Below are 17519 nucleotides of genomic sequence, written 5' to 3' on the forward strand. Positions count from 1 at the left end.
TTTCTCCATGATGATTAACACACTGCTCAGCCCTCAAGCATAGTTAATGCTCCTTCATTGTGCTTTTGTCATGGCGTGCCATCTGTTGTTGCAATGATTGCTCCAGTTCGAGCATGGCGCGCTCCATGGCCTTGCTGCAATCGGCCACTTCATCGTGGTGGAACCTGTTATTGCAGACCTGTTCGAGTGCCTCGCAGCTGTCGATCAGCCGGCAGGCCTGGACGATTCGGGCCGCGCCCTTGATTTTGTGGGCAATGTCGAGGAGTGATTGCCGGTCCTTTGACTCGGATAACGCCAGCAGCGCTTTGCGGTCCAGGCGGGTGCTGTTCAGCAGTTCGGTCAACAATCGCTGGTTCAGTGTCGGGTTGCCACCGGTCAACAGGTGCAGCCCCTCCAGGCTGAAGGCCGGTGCGCGGACCGTCGGCGTGATGCCTTCGACCCACTGGCTCAAGGCCGTCAGGCTGAGGGGTTTGAACAGGCAATCGTCCATCCCGGCCAGTTTGCAGCGTTGTCTTTCCTCCGGCTGTGCGTTGGCGGTGAAACCCAGAACGGTACAGGGAGGGCGTTGCAGGTGCTGTTCATGTTGGCGAATGGCCCTGGCCAGCTCATATCCATTCATGATCGGCATGTTGCAATCGGCAATCACCAGGTCGAACGGCTGACTCTTCCAGGCTTCGAACCCCGCCTTGCCATCCGCTGCGACGTTGAACCGATGCCCCAGAAACTCCAGTTGCTGACACATGAGCAAGCGATTGGCTGGATGATCATCGACCACCAGCACGTTCAAGGGGGTAGTGCTTGGCTGGATTTGCGGCTCGACAGATTCCGGCATCCGTTCCGTCGGCAGGGTGGCCAGGTTCAGCGAAATGCGGACCTGCGTGCCGACGCCCGACTGACTATTCAATTGCAGGCTGCCGCCCATCATTTCGCACAGATTGCGACTGATCACCAGGCCCAGCCCCGCACCGCCTCTGGCTAACTGGCCGGAGTTATCGGCCTGGACGAAAGGCTCGAACAACCGCTGTTGATCCTGCTCGCTGATTCCTGCGCCACTGTCTTCCACCAGTAACTGCAACTGGACCCGGTCGGGCTCGTCGGTCGACTGCAACTCGACGCTGATCCTGATCTGGCCCTGTTGCGTGAACTTGATGGCATTGCTGATCAGATTGGACAGCACCTGCTTGAAGCGCATCGGGTCCAACACGACATCGGTGGTCGGTTTGGCAGGCCTGAACTCCAGTTGCAGTCCGAGATTTTTCTGCCGGGCCAGCCCATCGAAAATCCGCACCACCGAGGCTACGGTTTCGGCCAGATTGACGCGCTCCGGGCTCAGGTTCAGACGCCCGGATTCGATGCGCGCAATATCAAGAATGTCCCCGATCAGTTCCAGCAGGTCTTTCGCCGAGTGGTACGCGACGTCGATGGCGGGGCGATCCGGATGACTGTGATCGATACGTTTGAGCGTCAGTTCGAGCATGCCGATGATTGCATTCATGGGCGTGCGGATCTCATGGCTCATGGTCGCCAGAAAGGTGCTTTTGGCTCGGTTGGCAGCATCGGCTTGTTCCTTCGCGGCCCGTAGTTCATCGAACAGTTGCCGGCGTTCGCTGATGTCGATCCAGCCGCCAATGACGCCCTGTACGTCACCGCTCGAGTCGCGATAGGGAAGAATCCAGTGATAGATCGTCAGCTTGCGGTCTTCGATGTGCAACGGACGGTCGAGAATCAGCGGCGTTCCCTCGGCCATGACGCGCTGGTAGTCCGCCTGATATTCCCGTGCTTCGAAGAGGTTGCCGAGGGTGCCCTGTATGACGCCTTTACCGATGACGTCTTCGCGTTTCGCGCAGAAGGTTTCCAGATAGCTGTCGTTGCAGCTTTGCAGCAATCCCTGGCGATCACGCACGTAAATGGGATGAGGCGTGCCATTGACCAGCGATCGCATGAATTCCAGTTGATCGTTCAATGCGCGCTCGGCCGCCTGCCGCTGTTTGATCTGGCGCCTCATATAGGCGTTCCAGGCAACGGATATTAGCAGCAACACGCCGGCGCCTATAACGATCTGATAGAACACGCGATGATAGTTGCGCCAGGTACTTTGCGAGGCTGCTGAATAGCCGCGCCAGCGGTTGTTGATGATGCCCAGCTCTTCGGGGGCGATGCTCAGCAGTGCCTTGTCGAGGATGGCATTCAGCTCTTTGGCGTCGCGCCCGGTCGCCAGGGAAAACGCTGCCTGTCGGGTGCCGATGGTGGTGCTGATCTGAAGTGTCTGTTCGAAGATCCGCGATGAGATGAAGTAGTTGGCGATCACCAGTGAGTTCACCGCACCTTCTGCCTGGCCCTCGGCGAGCAACTCAACGGCACTGAACGTGTCCGGGGTCTCAACCAGGTTGATTCGCGGAAACTCGCTGCGCAGGTAATCCACCAGTGGGTTGCCTTGGGCGATGGCCAGGCGTTTATCCTGCAATTGCGTGAGGTTTGTCGGGCTGTCGGCCGCTTTGCGCGTCAGCAGCACAAAGGAGTTTTCCAGATAGGGACGGCTGAAGCTCAACGTCGTTTCACGTTGAGCGCTGGGGAGCAGGGCGGCGATCAGGTCGGCCTGATGGTTGGCGACCTGCTCGATCATCTCGTCATCGCTTCGGCTGCGCTGGATGTCGAAACGCAAACCGGTGCGCAATCTGATCAGCTCGAGCAGATCAGCCGTGACGCCCCGAAAGTTGCCGTCGCTGTCGAAAAACGTCAGTGGCGCAAACGCTTCATTGACCACGACGCGCACGACTGGATGTTGTGCCAGCCAGCGCTCTTCACCGTGGCTGAGTTGCAGCTTGTGATCGGTGAGAAGAATGTCGCTGCCGGCACTCCAGCGTTTGGCGATGTTTTCTCGCTCGCTGGTGGGGATGGCCTTGAGGACTGCGTTGATGATAGCGAGCAGATCCGGATTGTCCTTCTGCACGGCAAAGCTGAAACCATGGGCTTCGTGTTTACCGAAGTTGGCCATGCGGATGTTGTTCAAATACCCCTTGTTGATCATGTAGTGGGTTGAAATGGTGTCGCCGAGAAAAACGTCGGCCTGGTCGAAGGCAACCGCATTGATTGCATTCTGGTAGGACGGGTAAGAGGTGATGATTGCCTTCGGATACAGCGCCCTGACTTCGTCCAGAGGCAGATAGTGATACACCATGCTGAGCCGCATGCCGGCAAGTCCATCGGTCAGCGATCTGGTTTCTCCTTCTCGTGTCACCAGTACCGGTTGATCTACCGCATAAGGCGTGGACAGGGCAATGTCGGCATTGTCGGCCTCGAACCCATTGGCGGTGCCAAGCATGTCGACCTGGCCTTTTTCCAGCGCCTCGATCGCGGCCCCTCGGGAGGCGAAGCGCTGAACCTTGACCGGCAACCCTATGGCCTTGCCGAGGATGCCTGCGTAATCGGCGGTGAAACCTTCATAGTCGTGGCCGCTGAGGGTCAGGTCGAAAGGAGGATAATCCGGGGCCGATGTGCCCAGGATCAATTCACGTTTGTCTTTGACCCATTGTCGTTGTGAGGTATCCAGTTGGACTTCCATGTGCCCGGCCGTTGAACGACTGAGCAGGGTGTAGTGTTCGCTGGCTGTCTGAGCCGCGAGTACTGAAGTGCTCAGGCATAAACCCGCGGCCATGAGTATCAGACAATCCTTGAAACGGCTGGGCATCCTGTTTCTCACACTAACGCGTTACGTTTTGCCATATCGATGAGTTCAACCAGGGATTTGGCCTTGAGTTTCTGCATCAGTCGTTTTTTATAAGTGCTGACCGTCTTGTTGCTGAGAAACATGCCCTTGGCAATTTCTTTGTTTGTACGACCCTGGGCGAAAAGTTGTAATACCATCAGTTCTCGATCATTGACGGATTTGAACAATTCCAGGTCGGCCCAGCGCGCGTCGTCACGACGAACTGGGTTCAACGCTTGACTGGGGAAGTAGTTGTAACCAGATAAAACTGCTTTGATCGCACTCATCAGTTCACTGAGGTCTTCCTGTTTGCATACATAGCCCGATGCACCGGACTGCATGCAGCGAATACCGAAAAGTGTCGGGCACTGTGCAGTTAATACCAGTGTTTTTAAGGGTGTGCTCATGGCGTTGAAACGGGAAAGAACTTCCAGTCCATCCAGTTTGGGAATGCTGATGTCGAGGATGATCAGGTCAGGCATGCATTCACGAACCATCTGCATAGCATCGACCCCATTGTCAGTTTCGCCGACGACTTTGTAACCTTCATGTTCCAGCAACATTCGAACCGCAAGGCGGATGACAGGGTGATCGTCGACAATAAAAACGGAGTTCATAATCAAATCCCATACGTGCACAAATAATGCGCGCACCTTAGCTCAGATAGTTGTGGGGCCGCATGAACTGAGGGAGCTACAGCGGCAATATAGGAAAAGTCCTACAACTGAAGAAGAATGGGACTACGTATCAACTAGGTTTTGCATGAGGAAAGGCAAAGTTTGGCTGGCTTGATCAAGCGATTGAAAGCATTGAATTAGAGGTCTGAATCTATACGTTGGTCATTGTTTTAGTGTGTTTGGGTTTTCGTGTTTTTATATGGAAGCCAAGGTCAATAAGTTTCTGAAGTCTGATTGTTTCAATGGTTTGATCAAGTAACCGAGCAAGGGCAATCCATGTTCGTAGGCCATGACTTTAAGTTTGTCCAGTTCGATGGATGTCAGACTGCTCAGAAGTATTGCCTGCCTGATCATCCCCCGGTGACTGGCGTATTCGATCAAATCAAGGCCTGCAAGGTCGGGCAGGCATTGATCGCAAAGAAGAATGTCGAACGGTTGCGCAGCCTTGAGCATTTGTTGCAAGGCGCCTCTGGCACTGTCAGTGGCGGTCAGTTGGGTGAAGCCAAAACTCTCGAGCAGGTACTGAGTCGCCCGTAGCTGAAAGGGATGATCTTCCACCAGCAAGATGCGCCAATCATGTTTGAACACAGGAGTTTTCATGAGTCATCTGTCGAGCAAAGGGAGTGCGATTATTTCGCGAGATGGCCGAACAATCGATCAGTCCGCTCCGCACAAGGTGTAGGGCGATTCTGTCGGCGTTGAAATACAGATGAATGTCGAGAATTCGATCAGCCGCTCAGAGCTCTCTGACAGACTGATCGATACGTTTTTATCGGTGGCTTGAACGACCGGTCATTTCCAGCGCCATTTCTCCGGCATAGCTGTCGGTCATGCCGGCGATGAAATCAATCATGCGCAAGAAGGAGGTGTGTAAAGGGCCGTGAGGATCGGGTGCATTGTTGCCCAACAGGTCGAGTATGCGGCGGTGCTTGAAGGATGGCGTACGGCCGTTGTGTTGCTCCAGTGCCGCGCCGCAAAAGGCGTTGAGCAGGATTTCCAGGGTGGTGTAGGCGCCTATTTCGTGGAGTGTCTTGCGCTTGTCCTGGAAGATTTTTTTGCGTGCCATGTCCTTGGCATTCAAGACGCAACGTTTGGCGGGGCCGTGCATGTGTTCTACCAGGTCGCCCGCCAGCGTGCCGGCCAGCAGCGCGTCCTGTTGCTCGACGAATGCTCGGGCTGCTGCGTTGGTCAGGTGTTCGATGGCTTTGCCCCGCAGGATCGCCAGTTTGCGCCGACGCGAATCTTGCGGGCCGAGCTGGCGATAGGTTTCCGGGAGATCGTCACCCACCAGGTCCAGTAGCAGGGACTCGACTTCGGCGTACTCCAACAGGTCCATCTCCAGGCCATCTTCCAGATCGATCAGCGCGTAGCAGATGTCGTCGGCGGCCTCCATCAGGTACACCAGTGGATGGCGCGCCCAGCGTTGTTCGTCCAGTTGGGGCAGACCGAGTTTGTGAGCGATCTGTTCCAGCAGTGGCAGTTCGCTTTGATAACAGCCGAACTTGTGCTTCTTGTAGCCCAGTGAGTCGGCGTGCCGGGCAGTCCACGGGTATTTGAGGTAGGTGCCCAGTGTGGCGTAGGTCAGCCGGGTCCCCCCTTCGAACTGGTGGTATTCAAGCTGGGTAAGTACCCGGAAACCTTGGGCATTGCCTTCGAAATTGAGGAAGTCGTTGCGTTCGGCTTCGCTCATCGCATCCAGCCAGCCACGGCCGGCGGCCTGCTGGAACCAGTGGCGGATCGCGTCTTCACCGGAATGACCGAAAGGCGGATTACCAATGTCATGGGCCAGGCAAGCCGATTGCACCACCATGCCCAGATCGCTCGGTTCGCACCAGTCGGGCAGGGCGCTACGGATGGTTTCACCGACACGCATACCCAGCGAACGGCCGACGCAACTGACCTCCAGCGAGTGGGTCAGGCGTGTGTGGATGTGATCGTTGCTGGAGACCGGATGGACCTGGGTCTTGCGCCCGAGACGGCGAAACGCGCCCGAGAAAATGATGCGGTCGTGGTCTTTATGGAAAGGGCTGCGGCCGAGTTCTTCCGGGCTGTGCACAGGCTTTCCGAGGCGTTCGCGGGTGAGCAGGGTTTGCCAATCCAAGGCTGGTTTCTCCGTCAGGTGACTGGTCCCCTAGCTTCCCGGTTCGCGCCGGTCCCTGCAAGGAGAACTAGAGCCCTGCAGCATCGATATCGATGAGCAGCAGTCGCTCGCCGTTATCGAAGAATTGCCCGGCGGTGAGGCAGTACTGATTGCTGGTGGCATCGCGGTAGGTGTTGGAAAGCGTCAGCCGGCGCTCATCCCAACCCTCGGCCAGCAAGTGATAAAAGTAGGGGCGCCATGACCAGTTATGGCCCAGGTAGCGGTTATCGGCTTCCCAGCTGTTGTTGCGCCATTCCAGATTGGGGGTCAGCTGCGTGCCGTGGCGGTCGCATTGATAAAAGCGCAATAACCAGGGAAACGCTTCCAGTTGCGGTAAGGTGCTGAGGGGCGCGCTGGCTTGAGCCCAGGCTTGCAGGATGGTCATCAGTTCGCTGAGTTGCTGGCGCATGATCATCAGGCGAGCGCGCTCAGCCAGTTTTTGCTGAACATAGCGCTGACGCAGTTGCGCGAAGCGCTCGACAAAGGCATCTGTGGCGAAGAAATCAGCTTGCGCACGGGCGAACAGAAAGCCCTGTACGTAGCGTGAACCACACTCCAGGGCAAAATTCAGTTGAGCTTCGGTTTCCACGCCCTCAGCGATAATCCAGCAACCGGTTTTCTCCGCCATTTGCGCCAGTGCCTTCACCACCTCGCTGCTGGGGCCTCCCAATGCGGCGGCCTGGAACAATCGCATGTCGAGCTTGAGAATGTCCGGTTGCAGGGCCAGCACGCGATCGAGCTGAGAGTAACCGGCACCGAAATCATCAATGGCGATCCGCGCCCCGGCTTGTCGGTAACGGGCCACGACTTCGGCAAGACGCTGGCTGTCGCCGCCCAGTTCGGTGATCTCAAAGACGATTCGTTGCGCGTCGACGCCATGCCTGCTCAGCTGCTTGAGGCTTGGCAGTGCCTGGTCCCGGTGCAAGCGACTGATCCAGCGGGGCGATATGTTGAGGCTGAGAAACCAGTCCGGGGGCGCTTCATGCAGACGGCTCAGCGCATCATCGCGAATCTGGCGATCAAGACGACGCAGGGCGATGGCGGGGGTTCGCGGGTCGGCGAACAGCGGTCCTACCGAGGTCAGTTGACCGTCGACCTGGCGCAGTCGACCCAGCGCTTCGACGCCAGCGATGCGGCCCGTGGCGGTATCGATGAACGGCTGAAAGCAGGCGAGCGGTTGCCCGTCGATCACGAGGCCTCCTTAGTAAGGTTTTGTTCTGGGTAAACCTGGACACCAAGCAGGCACGCAGGATTAACCTCTCGATAAAGAGGTTAATCCTGGTGGTGTTGCAAGAATGCAGCCAAACAGGACTGATTAGTGTTTGCGCGAAGAGTTTTGCATGATCAGCTTGATCAGTGGCCCCAGCGTGACGCCCAGGCGAGCCAGCCGGGTCAGGCTGCCGATACCGCCACCCTTGGCACCCTTGCCGGTCAGAAAGCCCAGCCCGATCACGGCCGCGATGCCCCAGAGCGGGGCGTGTTTGATGCCGAGACCGTCTTGCAGGTTTTGCGTCATGCCACGCACCCGTTGCAAGGGATGCAGCAGGTGTTGGGATTCGTGGCGAATTTCCTGGCGATGCATTTCCATGCGCAGGCGAATCAGCGCCTTGCGCATTTCCGTGCGCGAGCTGTTGCGGGGAAGTTCAGACAGGCTCATGGCAACAGACGCTCCCGATCATTGGCCAACTCTTCCAGGGTGCCGTGGAAGGGCGAGGATTCATCGAAAATCGCTGCTCTCAAGCGCATCGCACAGAACAACGCGGCGAGGGTATAGAACACACAGAGCCCGATGATTGCTGCCAGGCGATAGGTGTCCCAAAACAGGATCAACACCAGCGTCGACAAGCCCACCAGCAATAACAAGGCAAAGACCAGCGTCAGGCCTGCAAACAACAACAGGCTTACCGTGCGTGCTTTTTGTTCCTGCAATTCAATGCCAAACAGTTCGACATGACTGTGCAGCAGTCCAAGAAACGCGGCACCGAGGCGCCGCGGGGATGAGCCGGTGCCCGTCGCGGACGGGCCGGATTCGCCGATCGCCATATTAGCGCCGAGTGGCCAGCAGGCCGATCAGGAAGCCCACGCCAGCCGCGATTCCGACCGATTGCCATGGGTTGGCCTGGACGTAATCTTCCGTGGCGGTGACAGCGGCTTTGCCGCGCTCGCGCACAGAGTCTTCGGTCAATTTCAGGGTTTCCCGCGCGCGCAGCAGACTGTCATGGATCTGCTGGCGCAACTCATCGGCTTGATCGCCAGCCAGGGATTTGGTGTGTTCCAGCAACCTTTCAGTGTCGGTGACCAGTGTCTGAAAATCTTCCATCAGAACTTCTTGAGCAGTCTTTGCTGTGGTGCGTGCCATTGGTGATCTCCGTGAGTGGCTTCTGAAGCGTTCGAGTATGAGCCTTGCGTGAAGGTTCAGTACAAATGACTGGTACAACTTTTGCTATGTCGTGGTGCGTCAGCCTGCGCCGTTGCGCTGTTGCTGGGCATGATTTAAGGAAAACCTTAACTCAAATAATCAAAACTCGCGTAAAGGTTCCGTTCTTGTGCGCCAAAGCGGTTCATCCGGATCAGCGCTTCAGTCTGGATCGGCTGCAACTTGGTGCGCCAGCCTTCTGTGCGAACTGCTTTGGTGCTTTTTTTCAGCCTTCAGGTCTGCCAATCCATGGAAAATCTGCAAAGTGCTGTGGACAGTCTGGTCCATAGCTCCAACACGTTGTTCATCCTTATCGGTGCGGTCATGGTCCTGGCCATGCACGCCGGTTTCGCCTTTCTCGAGGTGGGTACGGTTCGACAAAAAAACCAGGTCAACGCCTTGTCGAAGATCCTCAGCGACTTCGCCATTTCGACCCTGGCCTACTTCTTTATAGGCTATTGGATTTCCTACGGAGTCACTTTCATGCAGCCGGCGGCGGTGATTACTGCCGATCATGGCTATGGGCTGGTGAAGTTTTTCTTTCTGCTGACCTTTGCTGCGGCGATACCGGCAATCATTTCCGGAGGCATCGCCGAGCGCGCCCGGTTCGTCCCGCAGTTGTGTGCGACGGCGCTGATCGTGGCGTTCATCTATCCCTTCTTCGAAGGCATGATCTGGAATGGCAACTTTGGTCTGCAAGCCTGGTTGCTGGAACGCTTCGGTGCCAGTTTCCATGACTTCGCAGGGTCTGTGGTGGTTCACGCCATGGGTGGCTGGCTGGCACTCGCGGCGGTGTTGTTGCTCGGCCCAAGGCAAGGTCGTTATCGCGATGGACGACTGGTGGCATTCGCACCGTCGAGCATTCCCTTTCTGGCGTTGGGTTCCTGGATTCTGATCGTTGGCTGGTTCGGCTTCAACGTAATGAGCGCTCAAACACTGCAAGGGGTCAGCGGGCTGGTCGCGGTGAATTCGTTGATGGCCATGGTCGGCGGCACCGTGGCGGCGTTGATCGTCGGGCGCAATGACCCGGGCTTCCTGCATAACGGCCCATTGGCCGGACTGGTGGCGATCTGTGCCGGATCGGATCTGATGCACCCGGTGGGCGCGTTGGTGACCGGTGCCATCGCCGGGGCACTGTTTGTCTGGTGCTTTACCGCCGCCCAAGGCAAATGGCATATCGATGATGTGCTGGGCGTCTGGCCTCTGCATGGACTGTGTGGTGTCTGGGGCGGGATCGCTTGCGGCATCTTTGGTCAAACCGCCTTGGGTGGTTTGGGGGGCGTGAACCTGATCAGTCAGTTGATCGGCACTTCTCTGGGTGTGATCGTGGCGCTTGCCGGCGGTTTTGCGGTGTATGGCGTAATCAAGGCGTTTCATGGTCTGCGCCTGAGCCAGGAAGAGGAGTATTACGGCGCGGACTTGTCGGTGCACAAGATCGGTGCCGTGAGCCAGGATTGAATCAGCGTTCCTCATCGTCGGCACCGGGGTAAAAGCCGTGCAGCAGGCGATAGCGGTCACGCCGTACCTGGTCGACCCGGTCTCGCACCTGCTGGCCGGGTATGCCCAGCATGATCAGGGCGTGGGAGACGAGCATCAGGCTCGACTCCAGCAACTCGGGTACGACTTCGCTGGCACCGGCCGCCTTCAACTCGGCCAACTGACTGTCGTCCCGTGTGCGCACCAGGATCGACACACTCGGGTTGAACCGGCGTGCCTCCTTGAGTATCAACAGTGCGATGTCCGTCTGATCCACGGCGACCACCAATAGTCTGGCGCGTTCCAGCCCTATCGCCACCAGCAGTTCGCCGCGACGTGAATCGCCGTAATGAACGCAGCTTTCATTGACGGCTGCTTCCTGAACCCGCACCGGGTCGGTATCCAGCGCAATGTACGGTTGATCTACATTACGCAGGACGCGCCCGATGGACTGACCTACGCGGCCATACCCACAGATCACTACGTGATTGTGCAAGCCAGCGTTGAGTGCGCTGATTTTTTCGAGTTCGGCTTCTTCGTTGGGCTTGTGGTGCAGGCGTGTGGCGATGTGGGGAGCGGCGCGCAGCAGTAAAGGCGTCACCAGCATCGAGCAGAACGTGGCGGCCAGCAGCAGGCCACCGAAGTCGGCGGGCATCAGTTTGTTCTGCTGCATTTGCGTCATCAGGGCAAAACAGAATTCACCCCCTTGAGCCAAGGCCAGGCCGCTGCGCCAGGCGGTTTCGACATCGCTGCCGCGCCATTTGACCAGCAGCGCGACCACGGTGCCTTTGATCAGCAGTAATCCCAGCGTCAGTCCGAGAATCAGCAAGCCGTGGCTGGCAAACAAGCGCAAGTCGATCAACATGCCGATGCTGACGAAGAATACCCCGAGCAGAATGTCGCGAAACGGACGGATGTCCGCCTCGATCTGATGTCGGTAGTGGCTTTCCCCCAGTAGCATGCCGGCGAGAAAGGCGCCCAGGGCTGGGGAGAGGCCGAGCAGGTGAGTCAGCCAGGCCGTCAGCAGAACGATCACCAGTGCCAACAGCACGAACAGCTCAGCGGACCGGGACGCGGCGACTTCATGAAACAGCCGTGGCAAAAACCAGCGACTGACCAGCAGCAGACCGACGAACAGCACGACAGTCTTGCCCAGCGTCAATGGCAGAGCCCAATACCAAACCTGGTCGCTGGTACCGGCGAACACCGGGACCAGAGTCAGTAGCAAAACAGCGACCACGTCCTGGAACAACAGCACGGCGATGGCATTCTGGCCGTGGCGGCTGAAAAGCTCACCGAGGCTGCTTAACTCCTTGCTGACAATGGCAGTGGACGACAGCGCCAAACCGGCACCGAGTAACAGTGCAGGCGTGGTTGGCATGCCGAACAGCATCAGCAACACCCCCAGCGCGACCCCGGAAACCAGCACTTGCAGGCTGCCCAGGCCAAATACCACTTGGCGCAGGGCGAGCATTTTCGACAGGGAAAATTCAAGCCCGAGAGAAAACAGCAGGAACACCACGCCCAACTCGGCAAGGTCGGGCAACTCTTCGCTTTCATTCACCCAGTCGAACGCGGTCGGTCCGATCATCAGCCCTACGCACAGGTAACCCAGCACCGGTGGCAAGCGCAGGCGCTGGAACAGTGCAATCACTACCAAAGAGGCGGTGAAGATGATCAACAGATTGGCGAACACAAAAAACTCCGGTGAGGGATCTGGCTACTCAAGCGTAGAAGTAAAAAAGACGCGAGCATCGCGCAAATGGCCGTTAAGGCGAATGATGTGCGTCAGGAGTTTGCCGAAATCTCTTGAAATGCCATTGCTCAGACAGATAGGGCATCGGCTCGACTGCGTTTGATCGCGGGCCTAGAATGAGCGCTTACTTCGATGGGTCTTGTCGTCATGCCTCCTGAATGTCAGTTGTTCGGCACCGTTGGTTGCCATCTTTGTGAAGTCGCCGAAGCCATGCTGATGGAGTTTGTCGAGCGTGGTCTGTTGGTGGAACTGGTGGATATCGCTGACGACGAAACGTGGTTCGAAGCCTACAGTCTGCGTATTCCAGTGTTGCGACGGGTCGATACCGGCGCAGAGCTGAGCTGGCCGTTCAGTGCCGATGAAGTGGTGGCGTTCCTGCGCTGACTCTGACACTGTCAGCGATGCCCCACCCGTCGCAGTACTCGTTTCATCCATTGGCGAAAGGTTGGTTATTCGGCTACTGTATGCGCATACAGTTATTCCGATTGCCTGCCATGCTTTTCCCTGTTTCGGGTTTACGCAGGCGATCCCGGACGTCAGAGGGATGAACCTTGGTCAATGTCGAGCAATTGAAGAACAGCGTGAACCGGATGTCGGCGGACGTGGTGCGCGAGGCTGTCCTCGAACTGCGTTTGGATGGTCTGGTCACGGAGGGGAAAACACCCTTCAACAAATTGCATTTCAATACCTGTTTCGCCGAAATCGAAGCCTTGTTCCAGCGTGCGGGCTACCACCGGCAGCTGGATGTCGTGGGCTATCAGGGGTTGTTGTATGCGCTTTATGATCCGGGGCGCTGGGAAGCGGTCGATGTGCTGCGTTGGCTCAAGGAGTTCACCGAAGCGGCCGCTCGAGCACAGTCGATACCGGCCTGAGGATTCTCTTCTAGGTTCGTTCCGGCCACTGTTGGATAATGCCGCTCTGTATTGAGGGTTAGAGCTTTTCGTATGTCCACTTCATCTTTTTCTGCCGCACACAACCAGGCCAGTACGCTCTATCTGCCGCCGGGGACGTGGCAGACTGTACTCGATTGCCTGTGCGAACACTTCAGCGCCATCGGTCGTGAACAATGGCTGGACAGAATTGCTCGCGGTCGTGTCCTTGATGGGCAAGGCCTGCCGATTCCCCTGAACCTGCCTTACAAGGAAGGTCTGCGGATTCATTATTTCCGTGAGGTGCCGGACGAAAAACCGATCCCGGTGGTGGAGTCGATCCTCTATGCCGACGAGCATCTGGTGGTGGCGGACAAACCACACTTTCTGCCCGTGACTCCGGCGGGCGAATACGTGGAGCAGACATTGCTGCGGCGGCTGATCCGTCGCCTGGATAACCCGCATCTGGTGCCTTTGCATCGCATTGACCGGCATACGGCGGGCCTGGTGCTGTTTTCAGCCAACCCTCAGAGTCGGTCGGCGTATCAATCCTTGTTTCCTGCACGCCAGATCGAAAAGCGCTATGAAGCAATCGCACGGGCATTGCCGGAACACTCCTTCCCGCTGGTTCATAAAAGCCGACTTATCGATGGCGAGCCGTTTTTTCGCATGCAAGAAGGTCCGGGAGTCAGCAATACCGAGACGGCTGTCGAGGTCAGGGAAAAAAACGGTGAACTCTGGCGTTATGCGCTGTACCCGGTGACGGGCAAGAAACATCAGTTGCGAGTTCACATGACAGCCCTGGGGGCCAGCATCTGCAATGATCCGTTCTACCCGCAGGTGCTCAAGGACGTAGAAGATGACTATGCCAATCCCTTGAAGCTGTTGGCCCAGGGGCTGCGATTTGTCGATCCGGTCACGGGGCAGGAAAGAGAATTCGAAAGCACCATCACCTTGCAGTGGTGATCACAGGGCTAACGACCCTGCTTTTCTTCAGCCACGAAAAAGCCCGCTTTTAAAGCGGGCTTTTCTGTATCTGGTTGTCGCCGTAAAGATTACAGATCTTTAACGGTACGGACCTGATCTTTGTTGACGCGGGTTTGTTTGCCATCCAGTTGTTCGAATTCGTAAAAGCCCGATTCTTCATCGTACTTAGGCGCGTCGACGGCCTGGATTTCTCGACCGTCATTCAAGGTGATCACTGTAGGCGATGCGCAACCGGCGAGGGTGGCAAGGCCCAGTGCGAGCATGAAAGTGGCGAGGGTCCGTTGAGTCATGGGTGTGTCTCCGAATGGGAATTCTTTTGGTTGCTGAGCTTGAGACGTATACAACGCGCGCAAGTTCCATCGCGTGTCAGTCTGACACAGTGTGGTGTGTGCTTAACAGTTCCGGCGTATTGAGATTGGCCAGGCGAGGGTCGTTATCCGGGCATTGCAGGGCTGTGGCGCCCAGCTTGCGCATAAGGCGACCCGGGCTGCGCTCGCCTTCGTTCCAGGCAGTCTCGAAAGCCGCTGAAAGGGCGACGGGAATCATACACAGCAAGGGTTCCCAGTGTTCGCCATGGCGCAGCATCAGCGGTTTGTCCGGATGCTGTCCGGCGGCTTCACGCATGCTCTGGAGCAGCGCGGCATCGATGCGTGGTACATCGCAGGGCAGCACGAGTAAGCAGGCGTGACGGGCGGCCTTCAGGCCAGCGCGAATACCCGCCAACGGCCCCGGAAAGTCGCCTTCGTCGTCATGGACCAACTGATCCGCATAAGGCGCATATTTTTCCAGGTTTCTGTTGCAGGAGATGATCAGGTCATCACTCAGCGGGCGCGTCTTACGGTGCAGATGCGCGATCAGCGGTTCGCCGTGCCAATCCAGCAATCCCTTGTCCTGACCGCCCATGCGTTGGCCGCGACCGCCGGCCAGGAGCAGAATGGAGCAAGGTGCCAGAGGTGTATTCGAGGTCATCGCACTTCTCCATGAGGGCGGCGAAAAAATGAGGCGCTGTGATATAACACCGGGCTGTTTCTCCTACAACTGGATGAGCCTATGAAAGCCAAGGCTGATGTACCTTTCGCACCGCTCAACATCGCGGTGCTGACTGTCAGCGATACCCGTACCCTGGAAACCGATACCTCAGGCCAGGTCTTCGTCGACCGTTTGAGCGCTGCCGGTCATAACCTGGCGGCCCGTGTATTGCTTAAAGATGACCTCTACAAAATTCGCGCGCAAGTCGCCAACTGGATTGCTGATGAGGTCGTGCAAGTGGTGCTGATCACCGGCGGTACCGGGTTCACCGGTCGCGACAGCACGCCCGAAGCCGTGAGTTGCCTGCTGGATAAACAGGTCGATGGTTTTGGTGAATTGTTCCGGCAGATATCGGTAGCGGATATCGGCACATCGACGGTTCAGTCCCGGGCCTTGGCTGGTCTGGCCAATGGAACGCTGGTGTGCTGCTTGCCGGGCTCGACCAACGCGGTGCGCACCGGTTGGGACGGCATTCTCGCCGAGCAACTGGATTCTCGTCACCGTCCGTGCAATTTTGTGGCCCATCTCAAACAGGCGGCACCCTGTGAAACCCGTGGGTAAGCCAGGCAAGACAGGCAGTCTGATGGCTGTCGAGGTAGCACTGGCGCGTTTACTGGAAATGGCCGACGCCTCGAAGATTCGTGAGCACGAACGCTTGCCGTTGGCGCAGGTTCAGGGGCGTGTACTGGCCGCTGACCTGGTCTCGACACTTGATTTGCCGCCTTGGCCCAACAGTGCCATGGACGGTTATGCCTTGCGCCTGGCCGACTGGACGGGAGAGCCGTTGGTGGTCAGTCAGAAGATTTTTGCAGGCCAGGCCCCGGAGCCCTTGAAACCAGGTACTTGTGCGCGGATCTTCACTGGCGCGCCTGTGCCCGCCGGTGCCGACTGTGTCGAGATGCAGGAGAACGCCGAGGCTCAGGCGGATGAGCGAGTACGTTTCACCGAAACCATGACCCCAGGAAAGAACATCCGTCCACAGGGTCAGGAAGCCACCGTCGGTGAGCTGATCCTGCCCGTCGGAACGCGTCTGGGGTCTATTGAGCAGGGGCTGGCGGCATCGCTGGGATGCGCTGAGCTGGACGTGATTCGCAAGGCTCGTGTTGCGGTCTTGTCTACCGGTGATGAGTTGATTGAGCCTGGTCAGGCCCTTGGGCCAGGACAGATCTACAACAGTAATCGAGTGTTGCTTTGCAGCTGGCTGCAGCGGTTAGGTTGTGAGGTGATCGATGCCGGTATTCTTCCCGATGATTTAGCGACCACTCGTGCTCGCCTCGGTGAGTTGAAGGATGTCGACCTGATTCTCTCGACTGGTGGCGTATCGGTGGGAGAGGCCGACTTTCTGGGCATTGCCTTGAGGGAAGAGGGCGAATTGACGCTGTGGAAGCTTGCCATCAAACCAGGCAAACCGCTGACGTTCGGGCATTTTCGCGGCGTGCCTGTGATCGGTTTACCCGGCAATCCGGCGTCTACCCTGGTGACTTTTGCTCTGTTGGCAAGGCCCTACCTTTTGCGCCGCCAAGGCGTAAAAGAAGTCGAGCCCCTGAAGTTTCAGGTGCCGGCAGGATTCGTCTGGCCAAAGGCGGGTAACCGACGTGAGTACTTGCGCGGACGTCTGGAGAATGGCCGGGCAATCATCTACAGGAATCAGAGCTCTGGCGTACTGCGCAGTGCTGCCTGGGCTGACGGTCTGGTTGAGGTGCTGGAGGACCGTACGCTGATCGAGGGTGATTGGGTGAGCTTCATCCCGCTGAGTGAAGTCTTGAGCTGATACAGGCACTGGTTTTGCCCCGCAAGCCCGGTTGATCGCATCGGGCTTGCGTGCGTGACCATTTCTTAATGTGCCAGAAGTGCCACGACCTGATCGAAGCGGCTGTTGGCGATCCAGGCCAGAAGTCCCAGGATCACGGCTGTTGCGCCAGCTGAGTAGGCAAGCCTGTGTTTGATGGATTTGACGTCACCCCGGACTTCATCCATGTCTCTACGGATGTACTTGAGGTGTGTTTCGAGTTCAATGACGCGAGGTTCCATGTCAGCTTCTCCGGCGTGCTTTGCGCTGTTTTTGAATTCAGCCTGATGATTGGCGCGATTTTCTGCGAACGGCGCGACCGGGGTTACCGATAGTCTGAGGTCATGGCTTTGCATGGACTAGCTGGCTCCTTGCGTTAAAACCATTCAAATGATCGATGCCGTTGTTGCTTGCGCTGTTTGAGGCCCTTAAGGGGGTTCCATTCATTGTTTTCACATCCCTGTGTAAATTAAACGGGTAATCACTGATAACAGAGACCCAACGGTGTACCAATTGTTCGGATGGGTCAATTGAGCCGATTCCTCATGTTTTGTACGAAAAAATACCGCTCTGTAGGACTCACATTTCCTTCCCTTGGAAATAATTGAAATCCAGTCGACTTTTATCAGGGGCTGCGAGGTCAACATATCCCATGGAATTGCGGATATGGGAGT

General features: G+C 57.2%; 18 protein-coding genes. 6 read left to right on the forward strand and 12 right to left on the reverse strand.

Features of this window, described 5'->3' with window-relative positions:
• Positions 1-43: 43 nt before the first annotated feature.
• The 8 genes from AB7M26_RS13775 to AB7M26_RS13810 all read right to left on the reverse strand — a co-directional run bounded on the left by AB7M26_RS13775 (position 44) and on the right by AB7M26_RS13810 (position 8882).
• The gene (locus tag AB7M26_RS13775; RefSeq protein ID WP_429384787.1) at positions 44-3688 is read right to left on the reverse strand and encodes a transporter substrate-binding domain-containing protein; all 3645 of its coding nucleotides are present in this window, start codon (positions 3686-3688) and stop codon (positions 44-46) included.
• 8 nt (positions 3689-3696) lie between these two features.
• On the reverse strand, positions 3697-4323 hold the full coding sequence (locus AB7M26_RS13780; RefSeq protein WP_007895044.1) for a response regulator: 627 nt from the start codon (positions 4321-4323) through the stop codon (positions 3697-3699).
• Between the two features lie 255 nt (positions 4324-4578).
• The gene (locus AB7M26_RS13785; protein ID WP_123497570.1) at positions 4579-4983 is read right to left on the reverse strand and encodes a response regulator; all 405 of its coding nucleotides are present in this window, start codon (positions 4981-4983) and stop codon (positions 4579-4581) included.
• A 169-nt stretch (positions 4984-5152) separates the two neighbouring features.
• Positions 5153-6484: a deoxyguanosinetriphosphate triphosphohydrolase gene (locus AB7M26_RS13790; protein ID WP_008075647.1), complete on the reverse strand. Its 1332-nt coding sequence runs from the start codon at positions 6482-6484 to the stop codon at positions 5153-5155.
• Between the two features lie 67 nt (positions 6485-6551).
• Positions 6552-7715 (reverse strand): EAL domain-containing protein, encoded by a 1164-nt coding sequence (locus AB7M26_RS13795; RefSeq protein ID WP_123497568.1) that lies wholly within the window; start codon positions 7713-7715, stop codon positions 6552-6554.
• Between the two features lie 123 nt (positions 7716-7838).
• Positions 7839-8180 carry a hypothetical protein gene (locus AB7M26_RS13800; RefSeq protein ID WP_123497566.1) on the reverse strand — a complete coding sequence of 114 codons (342 nt, stop codon included), beginning with the start codon at positions 8178-8180 and terminating at the stop codon, positions 7839-7841.
• Complete coding sequence (locus AB7M26_RS13805; RefSeq protein ID WP_007895049.1) at positions 8177-8566, reverse strand: phage holin family protein; 390 nt, start codon at positions 8564-8566, stop codon at positions 8177-8179. Before AB7M26_RS13805 ends, AB7M26_RS13800 begins: the two co-directional genes overlap by 4 nt.
• Before the next feature lies 1 nt (position 8567).
• The gene (locus AB7M26_RS13810; RefSeq protein WP_007895050.1) at positions 8568-8882 is read right to left on the reverse strand and encodes a DUF883 family protein; all 315 of its coding nucleotides are present in this window, start codon (positions 8880-8882) and stop codon (positions 8568-8570) included.
• A 306-nt stretch (positions 8883-9188) separates the two neighbouring features.
• Between AB7M26_RS13810 and AB7M26_RS13815 the strand changes: the two genes are divergently transcribed.
• Positions 9189-10397 (forward strand): ammonium transporter, encoded by a 1209-nt coding sequence (locus AB7M26_RS13815; RefSeq protein WP_123497564.1) that lies wholly within the window; start codon positions 9189-9191, stop codon positions 10395-10397.
• A gap of 1 nt (position 10398) precedes the next feature.
• On the opposite strand, the gene AB7M26_RS13820 is transcribed toward AB7M26_RS13815, so the two are convergent.
• Positions 10399-12111, reverse strand: coding sequence for a cation:proton antiporter (locus tag AB7M26_RS13820; protein WP_123497561.1), 1713 nt, complete (start codon positions 12109-12111; stop codon positions 10399-10401).
• 207 nt (positions 12112-12318) lie between these two features.
• On the opposite strand from AB7M26_RS13820, the gene AB7M26_RS13825 reads away from it, so the two are divergent.
• From AB7M26_RS13825 to AB7M26_RS13835, 3 genes are all read left to right on the forward strand, one after another.
• Positions 12319-12555 carry a glutaredoxin family protein gene (locus AB7M26_RS13825; RefSeq protein ID WP_123497593.1) on the forward strand — a complete coding sequence of 79 codons (237 nt, stop codon included), beginning with the start codon at positions 12319-12321 and terminating at the stop codon, positions 12553-12555.
• Between the two features lie 167 nt (positions 12556-12722).
• Positions 12723-13043 carry a hypothetical protein gene (locus AB7M26_RS13830; protein ID WP_008075636.1) on the forward strand — a complete coding sequence of 107 codons (321 nt, stop codon included), beginning with the start codon at positions 12723-12725 and terminating at the stop codon, positions 13041-13043.
• Between the two features lie 72 nt (positions 13044-13115).
• Complete coding sequence (locus tag AB7M26_RS13835; protein ID WP_123497560.1) at positions 13116-14006, forward strand: pseudouridine synthase; 891 nt, start codon at positions 13116-13118, stop codon at positions 14004-14006.
• An 89-nt stretch (positions 14007-14095) separates the two neighbouring features.
• Here AB7M26_RS13835 and AB7M26_RS13840 read toward each other — a convergent pair whose 3' ends face one another.
• On the reverse strand, positions 14096-14317 hold the full coding sequence (locus tag AB7M26_RS13840; protein ID WP_038982251.1) for a YgdI/YgdR family lipoprotein: 222 nt from the start codon (positions 14315-14317) through the stop codon (positions 14096-14098).
• A 76-nt stretch (positions 14318-14393) separates the two neighbouring features.
• Positions 14394-14996 carry a molybdenum cofactor guanylyltransferase MobA gene (gene mobA, locus AB7M26_RS13845; protein ID WP_123497558.1) on the reverse strand — a complete coding sequence of 201 codons (603 nt, stop codon included), beginning with the start codon at positions 14994-14996 and terminating at the stop codon, positions 14394-14396.
• 81 nt (positions 14997-15077) lie between these two features.
• On the opposite strand from mobA, the gene moaB reads away from it, so the two are divergent.
• Positions 15078-15617 carry a molybdenum cofactor biosynthesis protein B gene (gene moaB, locus AB7M26_RS13850; protein ID WP_008075630.1) on the forward strand — a complete coding sequence of 180 codons (540 nt, stop codon included), beginning with the start codon at positions 15078-15080 and terminating at the stop codon, positions 15615-15617.
• A complete protein-coding gene (locus tag AB7M26_RS13855; protein ID WP_429378676.1) occupies positions 15601-16827 on the forward strand; it encodes a molybdopterin molybdotransferase MoeA in 1227 nt (408 codons plus the stop codon). The genes moaB and AB7M26_RS13855 overlap by 17 nt, the downstream gene beginning before the upstream one ends.
• Positions 16828-16892: 65 nt before the next feature.
• On the opposite strand, the gene AB7M26_RS13860 is transcribed toward AB7M26_RS13855, so the two are convergent.
• Positions 16893-17201: a hypothetical protein gene (locus tag AB7M26_RS13860; protein WP_123497553.1), complete on the reverse strand. Its 309-nt coding sequence runs from the start codon at positions 17199-17201 to the stop codon at positions 16893-16895.
• Positions 17202-17519 lie beyond the last annotated feature (318 nt).

Source organism: Pseudomonas sp. F-14 TE3482, from assembly GCF_053629455.1.